Source organism: Yoonia sp. SS1-5, from assembly GCF_038443705.2.
Lineage (GTDB): Bacteria > Pseudomonadota > Alphaproteobacteria > Rhodobacterales > Rhodobacteraceae > Yoonia > Yoonia rhodophyticola.
In genome coordinates, this window is sequence record NZ_CP151767.2 from 1,008,419 (window position 1) to 1,028,305 (window position 19,887).

The window sequence follows — 19,887 nt, forward strand, 5'->3', positions numbered from 1 at the left end:
CGTCCTTATTCGGCAGCCATCGGTGCGGATTTGCGCGCTTTGGCATTCGCGCTCAACTCCGCCATCAGGCTGGACGCCCGTGCAATGGGGTTCGTCAGGTAGAAATCGGTGATCGCGTTCACAAAGTCCGCATTGCCCATCTTGGTCACGGGCAGCGGCTGCCATTCATTGGCCGGGACCGCGTCGATCTTGCCCAGATGCGGATGGGCCGCAACCAGCGCCTGGCGCAGCTGCGCCATGCTGTCATAGGGCAATGTCGCCTCCAGCTCTGCCGATAATGCGCGCAGAATGGCCCAGTTTTCCTTGGCCTCCCCCGGGGGGAAGCTGGCGCGCAGGGCAAGCTGCGGGCGCCCTTCGGTGTTGACGAAAAGGCCGTTTTCTTCGGTGTAGGCCGCGGCGGGCAGAATGATATCCGCGCGATGCGCGCCGCGATCCCCGTGGCTGCCCTGATAAATCACAAAAGCGCCCGGATCGATATCAACCTCGTCTGCGCCAAGATTGTAGATGACTTCTGCCCCATCAAGTGCGGCATCCAACCCACCATCGGTGACAGCCCCCACATCCATTGCGCCCACCCGGGCCGCAGCGGTGTGCAGGACCAGCAGTTTGGAGTCGGTCTTGCTTGCCAGATCCATCGCATTGGCCAACACGGCCGCGCCATCGGCTTCGCGCAGCGCGCCCATACCAACAACAACGACGGAAGGCACCTCGAGCACTTCTTTGAACGTGTTGCCCAAGGTCTTGTCCAGCGTCGCCCGGTCCGTGCCCATGTGATAGGCATCAAAGGTCAGGTCGACATTCTCGCCGATCAGTCCGATATTGGCACCATTCGCCCAGGCCTTGCGCAGGCGCGCGTTCAGAACCGGCGCTTCGACGCGCGGGTTGGTGCCGATCAGCTGGATCATTTTTGCATCGTCGATATCTTCAATAGATGCGGTGCCAACATAGGCAGACCGATTGCCAATTGGCAGTTTGGCCCCATCGGTGCGGCATTCGACATGGCCGCCCTGCCCTTCGATCAACTGCTTAAGCGCATAGGCGGCTTCGACCGGGGCCAGATCACCCACAAGCCCCGCCACCTTCTTGTCCTTCATCGCGGCGGCGGCGGCTTTCAGCGCCTCGGGCCAGCTGGCTTTGCGCAGTTTTCCATTCTCGCGGATATAGGGGGTATCCAGCCGCTGCTTGCGCAGGCCATCCCAGACAAAGCGGGTCTTGTCCGAAATCCACTCTTCGTTCACGCCGTCATGGTTGCGCGGCAAAAAGCGCATGACTTCGCGGCCCTTGGTATCAACGCGGATATTGGACCCCAGCGCATCCATCACGTCGATGGATTCGGTCTTGGTCAATTCCCACGGGCGGGCGGTGAAGGCGTAGGGCTTACTCACCAGCGCGCCAACCGGGCACAGATCAATGATGTTGCCTTGCATGTTCGAATCAAGCGTTTCGCCCAGATAGCTGGTGATTTCCGCATCTTCACCCCGACCGGTCTGGCCCATCTGATGGATGCCCGCGACCTCGGTCGTGAACCGGACACAGCGGGTGCAGGAAATGCAGCGGGTCATATGGGTTTCGACCAGCGGGCCCAAATCCAGATCTTCGGTTGCACGCTTGGGTTCGCGGAAGCGGCTGAAATCAACGCCGTAAGCCATTGCCTGGTCCTGCAAATCGCACTCGCCGCCCTGATCGCAGATCGGGCAATCCAGCGGGTGGTTGATCAGCAGAAATTCCATGACCCCTTCGCGGGCCTTTTTGACCATCGGCGAGTTGGTTTTGACAACGGGCGGCTGCCCTTCCGGGCCGGGGCGCAAATCCTTGACCTGCATGGCGCAGGATGCGGCGGGTTTGGGGGGGCCGCCAACAACTTCGACAAGGCACATCCGGCAGTTGCCTGCGATCGAAAGCCGCTCGTGATAGCAGAAACGGGGGATCTCGATCCCGGCTTCTTCGCAGGCCTGGATCAGGGTCATGGCCCCGTCAACCTCGACCTCTTTTCCATCAATGACGACTTTGCGCAGATCAGACATGGCGTGCCTTATATGTTCCCTGTGCACAGCCATCCGCGTTGCGGCGGCTGCGCGTTGCCGCGTTCTAGCGCGACATGCAGGGTGATGCCAGTCTGATCAGAAAAAAAGACGCCAAATCGTCTTGCAGAAACAGGACTTAGCGCAAAAGCCAGCCAACACGGGTATTTCGGGCAATCTGGTCGCGGCCAACGGCGCAATACGAGGCCATGTCACCGGGTACGACGCCAAGTGCGGCAAGCTGGGATCGTGCAATCCCTTCCAGCCGCTTCTTTTCATCCCGGTTGTCGATATATGCCGCGATCTGGTCATCGCTGTAGCCAAGATCCTCTGCATGCCTTTTCAGCGATTGCAGAAAGCCGATTCCCCGCAGGGTTCGCGCCCGAATGCTATCGCATTGCTCGGAAATTTCGTAGGCCATGCCGACATGGATGATGCCATCGCGCACCTTGGCCACGTCCTTGAGCGCGGTCTGGGCCGACGCATTTCCCGCAAGGGCCACAGTTGCCAGCATTGCAGCTGCAAGCAAACCAAAGGTCTTTGTCATCGCATGTCTCCTGTTGCACATCCTTGTTGATGCGTTGCCGATCACATCGGAATTTTTGCGCGGTTATTCAATATCAGCACGCCGATATCGGTCACAACGTGGCGTCGGCCAGCCGGCGCAGTGCTGCGCCACCAAAGATCGCGTCGCTGTCGCCCTGCGCCTGCAGTATTTCCCAATTGGCCATGCCTTCGGCGACATCCGGCCGGTGTCCTGTCGGCACCCACCAACAGACAAGAAACCCGCTATCGCCTGGCACAAACCAGTCCACCCGGCCAGCCATGATCCGCGCATGCAGGGTTTTGGTCACAAAATCATAGAGCGGCGCGGCACCTGTCCAGACGGACAAGGTTGACGCCGTATTGGGCCGATGCCCCAGCGGCCCGTGCGGGTCGTCCTGAACCGCCTCCATCGCGTCATCAGGCATGCGCCAGACAAAACCGTCACTGCGGGTCGCAATCGCATTGACCTGTGCAATCGCGTTTTCAAAGCCGGCGATCCGCGGATCGCCCCAGCCATAGCGCAGCGTGCCGAAATTGAATTCGGCCAGATGCCGCGTCATGATTTGCTATTGCTGCGCAGCCAATCCCAGCCAAAGGCCGCTTCGCTATCTCCATGTTCGGCACGGTGTGCCAGCTTGCCCAAAGCCTCATCCAATGATGGCCGCGTGCCCACAGGCACCCACCACATGACAAAGTGCATTTGCACCAGCTCCTCGAACCAGGTCTTGCCGCGCGCCATGAACCGGGCATGCAGCGTGTCAAAGACAAAGCGTTCCAACGCCGCAGGGTTTTCCCAGACCGACAGGTTGGCGACGAATTGCGGGTCGCCGTCGATACAGGCCTCGGTATTGCCGCGACCGGGTTCGCCCGAGCCTTCCATCATCCAGACAAAGCCCCGCATCCGCTTGCCCAGGCCGTTCACACGGTCCAGATTTTGCATGAATTCCGCAACACGCGGATCATCGGTTGGCGCGATCAGGCGCCCGATATTCAGCTCTGCCAGGTGCATAGGCGTTCCCCACAAAGGCAGGATGGGTTGAAACCCATCCTACGACGTCCGGCGTCGTTGACGGGTGGGTGCCACGCCAGCAAACCCCTTGCGCAGAAAGGCAAGCGTCAGGATCAGCCCGATGATCGCCAATGCCCCCGCTGGCGCATAAGCCCAAAGCGGCGCCACATTGGCATTGATCGCCTGTAGGGTGAACCAGGCCGGCAGACCGCAAGCCCCCAAAGTGATCAGCGCGGCCCCAAAGCTGGCCGCGCCATCAAGCAAATGTCGCATCGCCATCGGCGGATCAGACAGGCACCAGCATTGCACCCAGCGCCGATCCTTCCAGCGCCTCGGCATCAGCCGCCTGACAAAGATCGGGGGCCGTCGTATCAACCCCGTGCTTGGCGATGAAACTGCGGCGCGACACGTCAAGCTCAAGCTCGATCTGGGTGCCAAGGCCCGATTGCGACAGTGACCCGCGCCCGACCTCATTACGCTTTTCGTTCAGCAACAAATCAAGCGGCGCATCGTAATTGTAGCGCACACAATTCTGCGCCACACGCTGCGCGATGGTCAAGGTGGCCACATATTGCGGCGTGCTCATGTTAAAGAGCTTTTGCACCGCCGGATCATCGAAGGAACGGGCCGGCTGCGGACCGCCCGGCCCACATGCAACCAACGCCAAAACTGCTGCTGTCATCCCTGCGCGTATCATCATTCTGCCGCTACCCCTGCCATGCGTTTATCCTTGATCCGGTCCTCGATTTCATCCCGGAAATTCTTGATCAGCCCCTGGATCGGCCAGGACGCCGCGTCACCAAGTGCGCAGATCGTGTGCCCTTCGACCTGTTTGGTCACATCAAGAAGCATATCAATCTCTTCGGGCCGTGCATCCCCTTTGACGAGCCGTTCCATCACACGCATCATCCAGCCGGTCCCTTCACGGCAGGGCGTGCATTGTCCGCAGCTTTCATGCTTGTAGAACTTCGAGAGCCGCCAGATATTCTTGATCATATCCGTTGACTGATCCATCACGATGACGGCAGCCGTGCCAAGGGACGACCCTTTTTCCTTGAGCGCGTCAAAATCCATGATCGCATCGCGCATATTCTCGCCGCGCACACATGGCACAGATGATCCGCCCGGGATCACGGCCTTGAGGTTGTCCCAGCCGCCCCGAATACCGCCACAATGCCGTTCGATCAGTTCTTCGAAGCTGATCGACATCTCTTCTTCGACGACGCAGGGGTTGTTCACATGGCCTGAGATCGCAAAGAGCTTGGTGCCGGCGTTATTCGGGCGGCCCATCGAGGCAAACCATTCCCCGCCGCGCCGCAGGATCGTGGGCACAACGGCAATCGATTCGACATTATTGACCGTGGTCGGACACCCATAAAGCCCGGCGCCCGCGGGAAATGGGGGCTTCATCCGGGGCATGCCCTTCTTGCCTTCGAGGCTTTCCAGGAGCGATGTTTCCTCGCCGCAGATATAGGCCCCTGCCCCGTGGGTCAGATAAATGTCAAAGTCCCAACCGGATTTTGCGGCGTTCTTGCCCACAAGTCCGGCGGCGTAAGCCTCGTCAATGGCGGCCTGCAGGGCCTCCTTTTCGCGGATATACTCGCCGCGAATGTAGATATAGCAGGCATGCGCATTCATCGCGAAGCTGGCAATCAGGCAACCTTCGACCAGCGTGTGTGGATCATGGCGCATGATCTCGCGGTCCTTGCATGTGCCGGGCTCGGATTCGTCGGCGTTCACCACCAGATAGGCGGGGCGGCCATCGCTTTCCTTGGGCATAAAGGACCATTTCAACCCGGTCGGAAAACCGGCCCCGCCGCGCCCACGCAAGCCGGATGCCTTCATCTCGTCGATGATCCAGTCACGCCCCTTCTTGATGATGGCAGCCGTGTCATCCCAATGGCCACGCTTTTGTGCGCCGGCCAGGGTGCGGTCATGCATCCCGTAAAGGTTCGTGAAAATCCGGTTTTCGTCTTTGAGCATCAGCTTGAGCCTTTGTCGATCTGGCGGGCCCGCCAGAGTTGATATGTCTGCCACAGCGCAAAGCCGAAACCGGCCAGTGCTGCAAGATCAAAAAACGCGCGGGTCCGGTTGGACCAGCCATATTGAGACCCGATCATGGTGACCAATATCCAGAAAACACCAATACCCGCCAGCAGCATTGCAACCCGCTGCCCGGCCTTGGCCTGTTTTGTGTCACCATGTTTTGTCATTACGCGACCCGCTTACAGCGAAACGACGGGAATCTGAATGGGGTTTTTGGTCTCAGGGCAGGCATTTTTTGCACCCGCCCCGATAGTTTTTGATGAACCGCGCCGCAAAAGCGGCCGGCAATCAGTAAACGTCGCCCTTGTCGACCTTTTTGGAGAATTCGGTTGTCCCGCCTTCTGCAAGGATCTTGGCCTGCGGGACCCAGTCATCGCGGCTGGCCCGGCCTTTGAAACCTTCCAGATTGTCGTCCATCCAGGCCAATTCGGCAGCCCCCCAGCCAGCAATCTGGTCAAAATGGTAGATGCCCATGCCGTGCAAGGTGCCTTCAAGCTTGGGGCCGACGCCCTTGATCTGCTTGAGATCATCCGGACCACCCTCGCGGGCCGCACTGAGGAAGGTGGGCTTGGTGCCTGCGACGGCCGCATCCGTACTTGCCTCTGCAGGTGCTGCATCAGCCGGGGCGGCGTCACCGCCATCATATTTCCAACTGCCTTTCTTGGCGGCAAGTTCTTGTTCGCCCGCAAGCACCGTGTCAGGTTTGACCTTTGGCGCAGAGGCGGCTGCGGCTGCAGGGGCCGCGGCGGCGGCGGGCGGCGTCGACACTTCCGGTTCCGGGTCGGCCTGCGGTGCCGCAGGCGCCGGTGCTGTGGGGGCCTGGGCCGTTGGTGCCGGCGCTGTTGGTCTGGGGGCCGTTGGTGCTGGTGCCGCGACCGGATCTGCCTTGGTGTGTGGGGCAGGTTCGCGCCAGCCCAAAAGAAGGATGATTGCCGTAATAACGGCGATGATGGCGCCGATAAACAGCGCAGCGAGCCAGCCGAAATCATAGAGGACAAAGGCAACGCCCGCCGCAATCAGGCCAAACAAAGCCGAAACCGCAATGACGCCCAAACCTATTGGTGCTGTGTCTTTCATGGTAGTTCATCTCCCTTCGGATGGCCGCTTTTGCAGCCTTATCGACGTTCACACATTACGCATGGACACCGCGATGCGGCCCGCCCATTGCGACAGCATGGCACAGTCTTACCCCAAAGGACAAATATGCGGAAATAATTTGTGTGTCTGCCACGACTTAGGTCAGGGTCAGTCGGGAAATCAGGACCACAAAAACCGGGCTGCTATTCTGCCTTTTTGGCCAGCTCTGCCGCCTGCGCCATCCAATTGTCACGCGTGATGCGCCCTTTGAATTTCAGGCGGCTATCGACCCAGGCGACCTCTGCCTCGGTCCATTTGGCGATTTGGTCAAAATGCCAGAATCCGAGGTCATGCAGCACACCTTCCAGCTTTGGACCGACGCCACTGATCTTCTTCAGGTCATCACCCTTGCCACCACGGGGGGCGGACAGGGTTTCCGGCGCGCTTTCAGCAACGGGTGCCTCGGCCGGGGCTGGGTTACTCTTGGACACAGGCTTGGCCTTGGATGTGGCTTTGGCCTGTTGTTTTGTGACCCCGGTGTCACCGGCAGGCTTTTTGGCCGCAGGCTTGGGCTCTTTCGCATTCTTTGCGGCTGGCTTGGGGGCCGTCTTGACGGCGCCATCATCAATCCATGGGGTCAAAAGCGGTACTTCGGTGCCGTCGATCCGCTTGACCGTATCACCAATATCAACCGCCGCCTGAACGCTGGCATTATATTGGGTGCGCCCAGCCTCGTGATCCTTCAGGCTGGTCAGGCCGGCCAGTGGTTCAGCACCATAGCGACCATTCTGCGGTCCCGGAACCGGGACCTTGCCAGCGGCAAGTTCATCAATGATCTCGATCAGGCGCGCGGTTGTCAGGTCTTCGTAATAATCCTTGCCGATCTGCGCCATCGGCGCATTCGCGCAGGAGCCGAGGCATTCGACCTCTTCCCAGGAAAACTTGCCATCCGCAGACAATGTATGCGGCTTGCTGGCGATCTTGTCCTTGCATACGCCGATCAGATCCTCGGCCCCGCAAATCATGCAGGATAGCGTGCCGCAAATCTGAATATGCGCAACAGAACCAACTGGTTGCAGTTGAAACATAAAGTAGAATGATGCCACTTCCAACGCGCGGATATACGCCAGATCAAGCATACCGGCGACATGTTCGATGGCGGGGCGGGTCAGCCAGCCCTCTTGCTCCTGCGCGCGCCACAAAAGCGGAATGATCGCCGAGGCCTGACGACCTTCGGGAAACTTCTTCATTTGCGCCTCGGCCCATTTCTGATTGTCGGCAGTAAAGGCAAAGCTGTCAGGCTGATCAGGATGAAGACGACGAAGCATAAAGGACCTCTGGGCAATAGGTATCGGCAGCAGCACCGGGTTACACAGGACCGGCCGGTTTGACAACGGTCGCAAGGGGCAGTTTTGCCGCCGACGCCGATTTATTGAATGAATGGCTGCGGACTAGGACGCGCCGGTCAGGGCAACACCTGCCGTCACCAGAATATACAGCAATGTCGTTGGTGCCTGAACGCCCGCGCCAATGCCCAAAAGGACCACCGGCAGCAAGCCTAGTGAACTCACGCGCAGGCGCCGGATGTCACCCGGAAACCCTGACCAGGCACAAGGTCCACCCCGCCCTCATTGCGCAAATCCTGCAGGACGCGCGCCAGATCATCCTGGGACAATGTGGCACTTGCCAGAATTGTCGGGGTCGTTTGCGCATTCACCTCGCAGCCATTGGCGGCAGCGGCCCGCAGAAAACGCTGCTTGGCCGATTGCGGGTTTTCGATGGGGACCGGCGCAGGCTGAATGACCGGCGGCGCGGGTGGCGGTGCAGGCAAAGGCCGAAGGTCAGGAACGGTGCACGCCGCGACTACGCCAAAAGCAACAAGTGGAAGTTTACGCATCATGGCGGTCACCTTTCTGTATCAAAGTTCGGGCAAGCCTAACTTTCGATCAGCGTGATGACCAGACGCACAAAACCATCCGCGGGCTTTCTTGCCGATCAGCGGTCAATCTCGCCAAACACAACATCCATCGTGCCGATAATCGCGGCAACATCGGCCAGCTGATGGCCACATGCAACATGGTCCATCGCCTGCAAATGCAGGTAACCCGGCGCGCGCAGCTTGGCACGGTAGGGCTGATTGGTGCCATCGGCAACCAGATAGACCCCAAACTCACCCTTGGGGGCCTCAACCGCGGCGTAAACCTCACCCGCTGGCACATGGAACCCTTCGGTATACAGCTTGAAGTGATGGATCAGCGCCTCCATCGAGGTTTTCATCTCACCACGTGTGGGCGGGGTCATCTTGCCACGGGCCATCACATCACCCGGCTCATTGCGCAGCTTTTCGCAAGCCTGACGGATGATGTGAACCGATTGACGCATCTCTTCCATGCGGCACAGGTAGCGATCATAACAATCGCCATTCTTTCCCACTGGCACCTGAAATTCGAACTCGTCATAGCATTCATACGGCTGGGCGCGGCGCAAATCCCAGGCAAGGCCCGATCCACGGACCATCACACCGGAAAAGCCCCATTCCTGAATATCTTCTTCGGTCACCACACCGATATCGCAGTTGCGCTGCTTGAAAATCCGGTTCTCGGTCAGCAGGCCGTCAATATCATCCATGACTTTGGGGAATTCGACCGCCCATTGATCAATATCCTCGATCAATTCAGGGGGCAGGTCCTGATGCACACCGCCGGGACGGAAATAAGCGGCATGCAAGCGGGCGCCGCAGGCACGCTCGTAAAACACCATCAGCTTTTCACGCTCTTCAAAGCCCCACAAGGGCGGGGTCAGCGCGCCCACATCCATTGCCTGGGTGGTCACGTTCAGCAGATGGTTCAGCACCCGGCCGATCTCGGAATAGAGGACCCGGATCAGGCTGGCGCGGCGCGGCACCTCGGTGCCGGTCAGCTTTTCAATGGCCAGACACCAGGCATGTTCCTGGTTCATCGGCGCGACATAGTCGAGGCGATCAAAATAGGGCAGGTTCTGCAGATAGGTCCGCGATTCCATCAGCTTTTCGGTGCCACGGTGCAGCAGGCCGATATGGGGATCGCAACGCTCTACGATCTCGCCGTCAAGTTCCAGCACAAGACGCAAAACACCATGTGCAGCAGGGTGTTGCGGGCCGAAGTTGATGTTAAAATTCCGGATCTTCTGCTCGCCGGTGGCGGCGTCCGTGGACCCGTCATCATAAGTGTTCACACGAATATCGCCGTCCATGCTTTACGCCCTCGCCAAGTTGTCTTGCCACCGTTGCGGCAGGGGGCCGATATTTTTGGCCACCCAAGTGTAGTGTTCATTCAATAGTTTCAACGCCTTAGGGCGCAGCTTGTCCAGCATAACCACCTCAGGTCCGCTATGGACCGGCGTGGTGACCGCAGGTTCTGCATAGCTGATATCAAGGAAGGAACAAAGTTGCGAGAGGCCATCTTGCCTCATCAGATCTTCGGTAAACATCACCAGCAAACGGCCCTTTGGGATGGCGCGACGCAGCCGGGCAATGATCGCGGGATAATCACCCCGTTCAAGGATGTGGGTCTCCTGCCCCCGATTGAGAATACGGTAGAGGATGTTGTTCGACTTCTTTTCGTATTTTTCGTGCGACTGGCGCTGGCGGCGGGCCTGCATGCGAATATGCGACCACAGCCTGTCCAAGGGATCGCGGATCAAGAAGACAAATTTGGTATTCGGGGACAGGCGCGCCATGCGTTTGAGCATGCTGTCGGGCAAGGTCGCGTAATTGGGGGTCATATCCGCAACCAGACGGGTCTCGCCCCGATCGGTCAGCCATGCGCCATAGGCAAGGTCATCGGCCCGGTCACCTTCAAGCACGGACATCAGCGCCTTCATGTCGGTGATCCGCCGGTCCGCATTGGCAACCTGCCAGCCCCGCCCGGCATCCTGCGCATCGGTTTTCAAATCGCGGAGCTCGCGCAGCCGCAAACGAAACGCGGTCAGCTGCTTGTCAGCGCGATCTGGATCAAACGTATCCCAATAATGCGCCTCTTTCACGGCGGGCATCGCGCAGTCCGGGTGGTCGTGCAGATAACGATAAAGCCATGACGTCCCTGCTTTGGTCGCACCGACACAATAAAGCAATGTGGGATCAGTCACGGCGCAAATGCATCCCCACCAAGCTAGACATCGGGCATGAACATGGCGAAAACCTCGGCCTCGGTCATGGTCTTTGTCTGATTGGACAATGCATAATTCGATGGCTTGCGGTCGATAAACACCTCTACCCCGATCTCGAACTGGCCGGGATCATCGAAGGTCTGGATCGACACATGCTGATGCGCGCCATCCTGTGTCTGCCACATAATGGACGAGCCGCACGTCTTGCAAAAAACACGCTCTCCCCATTCCGACGCCTTGTAAGAGCCCAGCGGGGCGTCGTCATTGAAGGTCACGTCAGTGCAGCCGACGCTCATGTAAATTCCGCCGGACCATTTCCGGCACTGCCCGCAATGGCAGGCCCCTGCCCCCTGGTCGGTCAGGGATGCTGTGAAGGTACATGCGCCGCACAGGCATGACCCGTTCAGCGCATCGGCCATCAGCTTGCCTTCTCGTCTTTCTTTTCGTCACCGGGCAGGATGTATTCGGCCCCTTCCCATGGCGACATGAAATCAAACTGGCGATACTCTTGCACCAGCTTCACCGGCTCGTAGACAACCCGCTTTTGCACTTCGTCATAGCGCACCTCGGTATAGCCGGTGGTCGGGAAATCCTTGCGGAGCGGATAGCCGCGAAAACCGTAATCGGTCAGGATGCGGCGCAGGTCCGGATGGCCGGAAAACAGGATGCCGAACATGTCAAACACTTCCCGCTCGAACCAATTGGCCGATGGGTGGACAGACATGATTGACGGCAGCATATCCTCTTCGCGGATCTGAACCCGCAGGCGAGTGCGCTGGTTCTGATACATGCTTAAGAAGTGATAGACGACATCAAAACGCTTGGCCCGGTTGGGATAGTCCACAGCCGTGATATCCACGAGGGACGAGAATTTGCAGGCCTGATCGGTTTTCAGAAACTCGACAAAGCTGACAAGCGATGACGGCGCCACATTCACTGTCAATTCGCCATGGGTTACCTCCCATGACAAGACGCAATCGGTGCGCTTCAGCTCCAGGTGGGTGCCTAGTTCGTGCATGCTGTCACTCATCGTACAATCGTCCCTGTCCGGCGCATTTTGCGCTGCAATTGCAAAATGCCATATAGCAGCGCCTCGGCCGTGGGTGGGCAGCCGGGGACATAGACATCAACCGGCACGATCCGGTCGCAGCCGCGCACAACCGAATAGCTGTAGTGATAATATCCGCCACCATTGGCGCAGGACCCCATCGAAATCACATAACGCGGCTCTGGCATCTGGTCGTAGACCTTGCGCAGCGCCGGGGCCATCTTGTTGGTCAGCGTCCCGGCCACAATCATCAGATCCGACTGTCGCGGAGAGGCGCGCGGCGCGGTGCCAAAACGCTCAAGATCATAGCGGGGCATGGATGTGTGCATCATCTCAACCGCGCAACAAGCCAGACCGAACGTCATCCAGTGCAGCGATCCGGTACGGGCCCAGTTCACGATATCCGCGGTTGACGTGACCAGAAAGCCCTTGTCCTGCAACGCCTCGTTGATCAGACCAGCGCCATGTTCCTTGTCGGCGCCAACGGCGGTCCCGGTCATCACTCCCATGGTGCGTCCTTTTCTACTGGTCGGCTGCCAATTTACTTGCCGTGGTTTAACGGGCTGCCGTCAGGGCGTCAACGACATCCGACACCGATCCAATTGGGCAAAACGCAGCACCCCCACCTTCCCGCCACGTCAGTTCACAAACCCTTGAGACGGTCATTTGCGGGTTCAAATGGGAAATTTTCCCATTTATGACATGCGGACTACGCAACTCACAAAGGAACACAGTATGAGAACGACCTTCCAATCTGGAATCAGAGGTGGATTCGGCCCCGACCAACTGACCGGCGGCGCCCAAAATGACGACATTCGCGGCAATGGCGGCAACGATATTCTTTCCGGCGAAGGCGGAAACGACCTGCTGGTCGGCGGTTCAGGCTCGGATATCCTGTTCGGCAGCCTGGGCGATGACCGCTTGTTTGGTGGCAGTAGCCGAGACTTTCTGTCCGGTGGCGCAGGCAATGATCGCCTCAGCGGCGGCAGCGGCAATGACGTGCTTGACGGCGGGGATGGCGCAGACACGCTGATCGGTGGATCAGGCGACAATGTCCTGACAGGTGGCGCGGGTGATGACGTGTTCATCTTCACCGCTGCAACCGGGAACGATGTCATCACCGACTACACGGCTGGCGAAGATATCGTTGCAATCCAGATCGCTGCAGGTCGCGAAGTGACACGCGCCGACTTTGAACGGTTTGCAACACAGGACGGCGACGATCTGGTGTTCCAGCTCAGCCAGAGCCAGTCCATCACAATTGAGAATGCGACCTTTGACGACGTGACATTCGCCACGTTCTTCTAACCCATAAAAAAGCCCGCGGCGCATATCCTGCGGCGCGGGCACATAACGATCAGCGCGGGGTCATTCCCACTCAAGCGCGCCCTTTTTCCATTCGTAAGCAAAGCCAATTGTCAGTACGGCCAAAAAGATCATCATCGACCAGAAGCCAACCATGCTGATATCTGCGAAAGCCACCGCCCATGGAAACAGGAATGCAACTTCCAGATCAAAGATGATGAACAGGATCGACACCAGGTAGAACCGCACGTCGAATTTCATCCGCGCGTCATCAAAGGCATTAAACCCACATTCATAGGCCGACACCTTTTCAGGGTCCGGATTGCGCACCGCCACAATGGCGGCCGCAAGGATCAGAATCAGACCAAGGGCGATGGCCAGCCCCAGAAAAATGAGGATCGGCAGATACTCTGACAGCATATCTTGCAACAGGCGTTCCTTTCGGTGGCATGCGCCACGATCTGGCGCAGCGTATTTGCTGGTTTCCTGTTACCTGCGGGGCAGATTGGGGTCAACTGCACGCAGCGGGGTTTCATCCCGGATCAGATCAAAAAATGATGGGTAAGGAAAACGGCATCCTCCAGGTCGGCATCGCGCTATTGTCAGTCGGCTGATGGCCCGCGCCGCAACGCTGGCCAAAGTATCAACCGCTTGCGTGCGGCTTGCTCAGCGCCCTACTCGGCCCGATCTGCGACAGGCAGACGTGGTGACAAGACAGCCCCGGCCACCGCAAGGAAGGACACGCCATGGGCCAACCCGTTTGCCCGGGCAGGGATGCCGGCGATGATGTCGGCGGTCTCTGTCAGGTTATCGGCCTGTTGATCGGTCAGCCAGAACATGGCGTGCATGCCCAATGTAAAATCGCCCGGCATTTCGCTAATAGCGACCTGGCACCCATCAGCCGTCGGGGCAAAGGTTTCAGACGTCACTGTCACGGCACCATTCGGCAGGACCAGCATGGTTTCTTGCCCTTGGGCAGTTTCCTGCATCACCTTGGCGGCCACATGCACAATCATCGGATTGGCGGCATTGGCCGGGTCCTCGACTTGGGGGGCGACAATCGCGACATCGAAAAAGCCGTTTTCATCAGCCGCGCCTGTCAGGATGCGTCCACGGCGCACGCCGGGTTTCAGCGCAAACTGACCACGGGCCACATCCGCCGAGCAGCCAACATCAACGGATGCTTTCAGCCGCAAGCGCACAAACGGCCCCATCAGCAAGGACACCCCAAGCACCAGCTGCAGCAAAAGCATCAAGCCGCCAGCAGCCACCACCGACAGGCCGACAAGCAGCGCAAGTGCGGCATCTGCATAAGCCACCGGGGCAAGGGCGCTGAACGCCTTGATCCACGGGGCGGCGACAATCAGGCAGGTCAGCGACAGTGAAAGGCTGATCGTCTCTAACGGTACATTCGGGAACAGGACAACATGCCCCACAACCAGCAATGCGACCGCCAGACACCCCAATGTCGCCCGATCCGGCGCAAGGAAGGCCGGATCAATCAGCGACCCGGCGAGCATGGTCACAACAGGGATCATCACAGCCAGCAGCACCAGGCGGCGCAGCCGTGTCACGCGGTAGATCATCTGCTCAGGTGTCGGCCAGTCAAAACGCATATCAATCCCCTTTGACCGGCAAGAAACCCTTGAAATCGGTCAGAAGTGAGACCGAATTCTGACGATAACAGATTGATGTGTGGTTAAGTTAGGTACGGGATTGCAGCGCATTTTGCTAAAATTGGAACGATGAAGCGGCGGCGCCCGCGGGCCGATCAGGCCCAGGGTGCCGGACGCTTGTCAAAAAATGCAGCGATCCCTTGGGGGGCTTCATCGCCCTCCCACTGCGCGATCAGTGCGTCAATGGACCGGTCGATGACAGCCGTATCAATGACCGGCCCCAGGCTGCGCGCGAATGCTTTGGCTGCGGCCACCGCACCGGGGGCGCATGACAGATAGGGTGTCACTTCTGCCTCTACGGCGGCATCCAGATCTGCTGCCGGGACCGCATCGGCCACCACACCGAGCGAGGCAGCCTCGGCCGCGTCAAACACACGCGATGACATAAAGACGCGTCTTGCATGCGCCTCTCCCAGCCGGGCAAGGACGTATGGGCCGATGGTCGCCGGAATCAGGCCCAGCCGCGTCTCTGTCAGCCCGAATTTGACCTGCTCGGCGCAAATCGCGACATCGCAAACACAGGCCAGCCCAACGCCGCCGCCAAAGGCGTTGCCATGGATTTTGCCAATCACAGGCTGGGGGAGCGTATTCAAGGCACCCAGCATCTGCGCGATTGACCGGGCCGCATCGCGTCGCGCAGCCGCATCGGCGCGCATCTGGTCGCGCATCCACCCCAGATCGCCGCCGGCGCAAAAGGATTTCCCCTGCCCCGCCAGAATAACCGCGCGGATCGTACTGTCTGCGGCGATCTGGCGGGCAGCCGCGTGCAACTGGTCAATCATATCCTGCGACAGGGCGTTGTGCTTGTCCGGCCGGGCCAGTGTCAGCGTGGCAACCCCGCGCGCATCTGTTTGCAAATCAATCATCGCATGGCTCCCGCAAGGGTGGCAGCCCGGGCGATCACCGCCGGATCGACACCTGTTTCATATCCCGCATCATGCAGCATCTCGAGCACCGCCTCGGTCGCAACATTGCCCGGGGCGCCGGGGGCGTAGGGACAACCGCCAAGACCGCCCACGGCGCTGTCAAACGCACGGACGCCCAGCGCCAGCGAGGCCGCGATGTTTGACAGCGCTTGACCACCGGTATCGTGATAGTGGCCGGCAAGCATCTCCACCGGCACCTCCTGCATGACGGCCTTCAACATTGCGGTCATCCGCTCTGGCGTGCCTTTGCCAATCGTGTCGCCCAGCGATATGGGCATCGGGGCCAGTCGGCGCAGGCCCGCGACGGCGCGGGCGACCGCATCCGGGGGCACCGGGCCATCAAAGGGGCAATCGGTCACGCAAGATACATAGCCGCGTAGCCCCACGCCCGCAGCTTCGGCCGCCTGCACAACCGGGGCCAGGCGACTGATCGAGTCGGCAATCGAACAGTTCAGGTTATTCTGGGAAAACCCTTCCGACGCTGAAATGAAAACGGCAACATCGTAGGCAACACCTGCGATACGGGCCTCTGCAAACCCCTGCCATCCGCGCATATTGGGGACAAGAACCGCATAGCGGACCCCGTCCCTTGGGGTGAGGGCTGCCAGAACACGGTTGGTGTCGGCCATCTGTGGCACCCATTTGGGGCTGACAAAACTGCCAACCTCGATATTGCGCAGGCCGGACTGGCTTAGCAAATCAATCAGGGCGACCTTATCCGCAACCGGGATCAGGCCTGCCTCGTTTTGCAAGCCATCACGGGGGCCAACCTCGTGCAGACGAACAAAATCAGGCATCAGAGGGGACCTTCACCTGCGACGGATCAGGGCGGGCGTCCGAGGCCTCCCATGGCGGATAGAAGGTCTGCTTGAACAAGACATCACCGGCAGGCAGCGACTTTGCCCAGGCCGGGCGGGCGCACAGGCGATTAAACCAGGCGGTCAATCGGGGGAAGTCATCGAGGCGCACATAATGCATCGCCATATAGACAGCCTGCCCCACGCTGATATCGGCGGCAGAGAATTCCGACAGCAGATAATCCGACGACAGACCAGCCTCGACGGTGCGCAGCGTGCGGGCCAGGCGCTTTGCCTCCAACTGCATGATGATGGGCGAACGCATATGATCCTCGCGCAGCATGATATGCTGCTGGGTCAGGGTCGCTGCGTGATGGCTGATCGTTTCGGCAAAATGAAGCCAGTTCAGCCACGCAGCACGTTCGGCGTGTCCTGGGTCTCGACCCAGGCCGGCCTCGGGAAAGCGCTCACACAGATATTCGGTGATGGCGCCGCTTTCTGTCAGGACAATATCGTCGAGTTGCAGCGTCGGCACACGGCCCGTCGGGTTCAGCGAAACGTAAGGCTCCTGCCGGAGCGTCTTGTCAAACGGGTAGGTCTGCACAACAAAGCTGACATCAAGCTCATGCAAAAGCCACAGGCTGCGCATCGACCGGGTCTGGGGGACGTGATGCAGCCGGATCATTGCAACGGCTCCAACGCCACCATCAAGGCGCCAGCTGCAACCTGATCATCCTGTTTCGCAGCCACACTGGCCACAACACCGTCGCGCGGGGCGCGCAAGACATGTTCCATCTTCATTGCCTCCATAACGATCAATCGGTCACCGGCAGCCACGGTCTGCCCCGCGGTGACGCTGACCTCGCGGACAAGACCTGGCATGGGCGCCAACACGGTATCGCCACCCACGGCCATGCTGGATCGGGCCAGCGGATCAACGACCGCAAAAGTCAGTGTCTGCGGGCCAAATACGGTGACATGTTCGCCGTGGCGTTCGGCGGACACACCCCAATCCGCGCCATTGCGCGCCAGTGAAACCTTATCGTCACCAACCGACACATCGACCCGCGCGGCATCCAGCACCTGCAACCTGGCGCAATAGTCAGTGTCAGCAAAGCGCAGATATTGGTCACGCTGCATCGGCTGCCACAGGGTGAACCCCGTCAACGGACCGTCAGGCAGGTTCGCCGCAACAACCGCCGCGATGGCGACATCGCGCGGGGTTGGCACCGCCGCGACGCAGAGGGCATCCTTGCCCCGTTCAATCAGACCGGTATCCACATCGCCTGCGACGAAATCCGGATCCCGGGACAAGCGGCGCAGAAAATCAAGGTTGGTGACCGTGCCGGCAATCCGGGTCTGATCCAGTGCCGCTGAAAGCTTGCGCAGGGCGCGGACGCGGTCGGGGCCATGCACTGTCAGCTTCGCAATCATCGGATCATACCAGGGCGAAATCTCTGACCCAGCGGTCACGCCGCTGTCGATGCGGGCAGCGCCGGGAAACGTGACATGATGCAAAGTCCCTGTTGCTGGCAGAAATCCGGCGGGGACGTCCTCGGCATACAGCCGGGCCTCAAAGGCATGCCCGGTGATGCGCAAATCTGCCTGCGCGGCTGGCAAGGGCTCGCCCGCGGCAACCCGCAACTGCCATTCGACCAGATCGACGCCGGTAATTGCCTCGGTCACCGGATGTTCGACCTGCAGACGGGTGTTCATTTCCATGAACCAGAAACGATCCGGGTGCAGCCCATCCGCACCATCAACAATAAACTCGATCGTACCGGCCCCTGCATAGCCAATCGCGCGGGCTGCGGTCACCGCAGCCTCGCCCATCGCCTGCCGGACGGCATCGGTCATGCCGGGTGCGGGGGCCTCTTCGATCACTTTCTGATGGCGACGCTGCAGCGAACAGTCGCGTTCAAACAAATGAACCGCATCGGTGCCGTCCCCAAAGACCTGCATTTCGATATGGCGGGGGGTGGTGATATATTTCTCGATCAGCACATGAGGATTGCCAAAGGCGGTGCGCGCCTCCGCCTGGGCCGAGGCAAGCGCTTCGGCAAAACCATCGGCATCATTGACCAGACGCATCCCCTTGCCGCCGCCGCCAGCCACCGCCTTGATCAGCACAGGATAGCCGATTTCGGCGGCACGCGCGGCCAGATGCGCGGCCTCCTGATTGGCTCCGTGATAGCCCGGAACAACCGGCACGCCAGCCTCGGCCATCAGTGCCTTGGCTGCATCTTTCAATCCCATGGCACGAATGGCCTTGGCAGACGGGCCGATGAAGACCAGACCGGCCGCCGTGACCGCATCCACGAAATCAGGGTTCTCGGATAAGAACCCATAGCCGGGGTGGATCGCCTGCGCGCCCGTATCCAAGGCGGCCTGCACAATCAGATCACCGCGCAGGTAGCTATCGGCAACCGGTGCAGGTCCAAGGCGCACGGCCTCGTCCGCTTGGGTGACATGCAAAGCACCGGCATCCGCATCAGAATAGACTGCAACGGTCCGAACACCCATCGCGCGGGCGGTGCGGATAATGCGGCAGGCAATCTCGCCACGATTGGCGATCAGTATCTTGTCAAACATGTCTTACCACCACGATCTTGATTTCCGGGCCGGCGGGTCGGTCAGATGGGTTTTGACAAAAGCCGGCAAAGGCCAGGCGTCTTCATCCACCTGCCCCGCAGCCCGCATTTGCGCGTGCCAATAGGCATGTTTGCGTAAATCGCGATGCACCACGACCTGCATATCGCCCAATGCCTGATCAACCTTGGTCTGCATTTCGTCGATCTTGCCTTCCAGCTTTTCCGCATCGCTCTTGCCACGCAGAAAGCCCGGCAAGGGCAGCGCGGACAAGACCATTTTGCCGGCGGACAGCGCAACAAGAAGCACAACATGCGCCACGAAACTGGGAAGCAGATCAAACCCCATGCTCCAGCTGAACCAACCGCGCCCGTTATCCTTTTCGGAGCCCAAGGCGACGCGGGCGGCCTCGAACTCATGCGTAAAGCTTTCGCGAAACTGGCGCGCAAAGGCCCCCCTGGCAAAGTCATTGCGACCGGCCCAGACCTGCAATTTCGGCCTGACAAACATGCCCTGCCGGGAGCGTTCCACGAATTGTTCAAAATCGAAGATGAAAAAGTAATCCTCGGCATCCGCGCTGTTGTGGATCACGTAGACGGGAATATCGACGGTCTTGCCCAAGGTGGGCCATTTCACCTCCGGCAGCTGGTTCAGAAGACGATCCTTGATGCCGCGCATCACGCCCTCCGCCGAACTGATGG

At 59.6% G+C, this 19,887-nt stretch carries 25 protein-coding genes; 2 read left to right on the forward strand and 23 right to left on the reverse strand.

What is annotated here, in order from left to right:
* Positions 1 to 5: 5 nt before the first annotated feature.
* From nuoG to AABB31_RS06655, 16 genes are all read right to left on the reverse strand, one after another.
* Entirely contained in the window at positions 6 to 2,024 is a 2,019-nt protein-coding gene (nuoG, locus tag AABB31_RS06580; RefSeq protein ID WP_373635553.1) for an NADH-quinone oxidoreductase subunit NuoG, read from the reverse strand.
* Between the two features lie 136 nt (positions 2,025 to 2,160).
* The gene (locus AABB31_RS06585) at positions 2,161 to 2,568 is read right to left on the reverse strand and encodes a DUF5333 domain-containing protein (RefSeq protein WP_342075268.1); all 408 of its coding nucleotides are present in this window, start codon (positions 2,566 to 2,568) and stop codon (positions 2,161 to 2,163) included.
* 91 nt (positions 2,569 to 2,659) lie between these two features.
* Positions 2,660 to 3,127, reverse strand: a complete 468-nt coding sequence (locus AABB31_RS06590; protein ID WP_342075267.1) for a DUF3291 domain-containing protein — start codon at positions 3,125 to 3,127, stop codon at positions 2,660 to 2,662.
* Positions 3,124 to 3,576 (reverse strand): DUF3291 domain-containing protein, encoded by a 453-nt coding sequence (locus AABB31_RS06595; protein ID WP_342075266.1) that lies wholly within the window; start codon positions 3,574 to 3,576, stop codon positions 3,124 to 3,126. The genes AABB31_RS06590 and AABB31_RS06595 overlap by 4 nt, the downstream gene beginning before the upstream one ends.
* Positions 3,577 to 3,615: 39 nt before the next feature.
* Entirely contained in the window at positions 3,616 to 3,855 is a 240-nt protein-coding gene (locus AABB31_RS06600) for a hypothetical protein (RefSeq protein ID WP_373635554.1), read from the reverse strand.
* Between the two features lie 7 nt (positions 3,856 to 3,862).
* A complete protein-coding gene (locus tag AABB31_RS06605; protein WP_373635555.1) occupies positions 3,863 to 4,276 on the reverse strand; it encodes a hypothetical protein in 414 nt (137 codons plus the stop codon).
* A complete protein-coding gene (nuoF, locus tag AABB31_RS06610; protein WP_342075263.1) occupies positions 4,273 to 5,559 on the reverse strand; it encodes an NADH-quinone oxidoreductase subunit NuoF in 1,287 nt (428 codons plus the stop codon). Before nuoF ends, AABB31_RS06605 begins: the two co-directional genes overlap by 4 nt.
* Entirely contained in the window at positions 5,559 to 5,789 is a 231-nt protein-coding gene (locus AABB31_RS06615) for a DUF5337 domain-containing protein (RefSeq protein WP_342075262.1), read from the reverse strand. Before AABB31_RS06615 ends, nuoF begins: the two co-directional genes overlap by 1 nt.
* Before the next feature lie 121 nt (positions 5,790 to 5,910).
* A complete protein-coding gene (locus AABB31_RS06620; RefSeq protein WP_342075261.1) occupies positions 5,911 to 6,699 on the reverse strand; it encodes an NADH:ubiquinone oxidoreductase in 789 nt (262 codons plus the stop codon).
* Positions 6,700 to 6,902: 203 nt separating this feature from the next.
* Entirely contained in the window at positions 6,903 to 8,027 is a 1,125-nt protein-coding gene (locus tag AABB31_RS06625) for an NADH-quinone oxidoreductase subunit E (protein ID WP_342075260.1), read from the reverse strand.
* Between the two features lie 239 nt (positions 8,028 to 8,266).
* Entirely contained in the window at positions 8,267 to 8,599 is a 333-nt protein-coding gene (locus AABB31_RS06630) for a hypothetical protein (protein ID WP_342075259.1), read from the reverse strand.
* A 95-nt stretch (positions 8,600 to 8,694) separates the two neighbouring features.
* Positions 8,695 to 9,930 carry an NADH-quinone oxidoreductase subunit D gene (locus tag AABB31_RS06635; protein WP_342075258.1) on the reverse strand — a complete coding sequence of 412 codons (1,236 nt, stop codon included), beginning with the start codon at positions 9,928 to 9,930 and terminating at the stop codon, positions 8,695 to 8,697.
* A gap of 3 nt (positions 9,931 to 9,933) precedes the next feature.
* Positions 9,934 to 10,824 carry a sulfotransferase gene (locus AABB31_RS06640; protein ID WP_342075257.1) on the reverse strand — a complete coding sequence of 297 codons (891 nt, stop codon included), beginning with the start codon at positions 10,822 to 10,824 and terminating at the stop codon, positions 9,934 to 9,936.
* A 23-nt stretch (positions 10,825 to 10,847) separates the two neighbouring features.
* Positions 10,848 to 11,264 carry a GFA family protein gene (locus AABB31_RS06645; protein WP_342075256.1) on the reverse strand — a complete coding sequence of 139 codons (417 nt, stop codon included), beginning with the start codon at positions 11,262 to 11,264 and terminating at the stop codon, positions 10,848 to 10,850.
* Entirely contained in the window at positions 11,264 to 11,875 is a 612-nt protein-coding gene (locus AABB31_RS06650; RefSeq protein WP_342075255.1) for an NADH-quinone oxidoreductase subunit C, read from the reverse strand. Before AABB31_RS06650 ends, AABB31_RS06645 begins: the two co-directional genes overlap by 1 nt.
* Entirely contained in the window at positions 11,872 to 12,402 is a 531-nt protein-coding gene (locus AABB31_RS06655; protein WP_342075254.1) for an NADH-quinone oxidoreductase subunit B family protein, read from the reverse strand. The genes AABB31_RS06650 and AABB31_RS06655 overlap by 4 nt, the downstream gene beginning before the upstream one ends.
* A 226-nt stretch (positions 12,403 to 12,628) precedes the next feature.
* On the opposite strand from AABB31_RS06655, the gene AABB31_RS06660 reads away from it, so the two are divergent.
* Complete coding sequence (locus AABB31_RS06660; RefSeq protein ID WP_342075253.1) at positions 12,629 to 13,201, forward strand: calcium-binding protein; 573 nt, start codon at positions 12,629 to 12,631, stop codon at positions 13,199 to 13,201.
* 60 nt (positions 13,202 to 13,261) lie between these two features.
* On the opposite strand, the gene AABB31_RS06665 is transcribed toward AABB31_RS06660, so the two are convergent.
* Positions 13,262 to 13,627 (reverse strand): NADH-quinone oxidoreductase subunit A, encoded by a 366-nt coding sequence (locus tag AABB31_RS06665; protein WP_342075252.1) that lies wholly within the window; start codon positions 13,625 to 13,627, stop codon positions 13,262 to 13,264.
* Between the two features lie 20 nt (positions 13,628 to 13,647).
* Between AABB31_RS06665 and AABB31_RS06670 the strand changes: the two genes are divergently transcribed.
* Positions 13,648 to 13,812 (forward strand): hypothetical protein, encoded by a 165-nt coding sequence (locus AABB31_RS06670; protein WP_342075251.1) that lies wholly within the window; start codon positions 13,648 to 13,650, stop codon positions 13,810 to 13,812.
* A gap of 60 nt (positions 13,813 to 13,872) precedes the next feature.
* Here the strand turns inward: AABB31_RS06670 and AABB31_RS06675 are convergent, their stop codons facing one another.
* The 6 genes from AABB31_RS06675 to AABB31_RS06700 form a co-directional block, all read right to left on the reverse strand.
* Positions 13,873 to 14,814, reverse strand: coding sequence for a hypothetical protein (locus tag AABB31_RS06675; protein WP_373635556.1), 942 nt, complete (start codon positions 14,812 to 14,814; stop codon positions 13,873 to 13,875).
* 155 nt (positions 14,815 to 14,969) lie between these two features.
* Positions 14,970 to 15,740, reverse strand: a complete 771-nt coding sequence (locus AABB31_RS06680; protein WP_373635557.1) for a crotonase/enoyl-CoA hydratase family protein — start codon at positions 15,738 to 15,740, stop codon at positions 14,970 to 14,972.
* Positions 15,737 to 16,597 carry a hydroxymethylglutaryl-CoA lyase gene (locus AABB31_RS06685; protein ID WP_342075248.1) on the reverse strand — a complete coding sequence of 287 codons (861 nt, stop codon included), beginning with the start codon at positions 16,595 to 16,597 and terminating at the stop codon, positions 15,737 to 15,739. The genes AABB31_RS06680 and AABB31_RS06685 overlap by 4 nt, the downstream gene beginning before the upstream one ends.
* Complete coding sequence (locus tag AABB31_RS06690) at positions 16,590 to 17,282, reverse strand: glutathione S-transferase family protein (RefSeq protein ID WP_342075247.1); 693 nt, start codon at positions 17,280 to 17,282, stop codon at positions 16,590 to 16,592. Before AABB31_RS06690 ends, AABB31_RS06685 begins: the two co-directional genes overlap by 8 nt.
* The gene (locus tag AABB31_RS06695; protein WP_342075246.1) at positions 17,279 to 19,189 is read right to left on the reverse strand and encodes an acetyl/propionyl/methylcrotonyl-CoA carboxylase subunit alpha; all 1,911 of its coding nucleotides are present in this window, start codon (positions 19,187 to 19,189) and stop codon (positions 17,279 to 17,281) included. The genes AABB31_RS06690 and AABB31_RS06695 overlap by 4 nt, the downstream gene beginning before the upstream one ends.
* 3 nt (positions 19,190 to 19,192) lie before the next feature.
* On the reverse strand, positions 19,193 to 19,864 hold the full coding sequence (locus AABB31_RS06700) for a hypothetical protein (RefSeq protein ID WP_342075245.1): 672 nt from the start codon (positions 19,862 to 19,864) through the stop codon (positions 19,193 to 19,195).
* Positions 19,865 to 19,887: the final 23 nt, after the last annotated feature.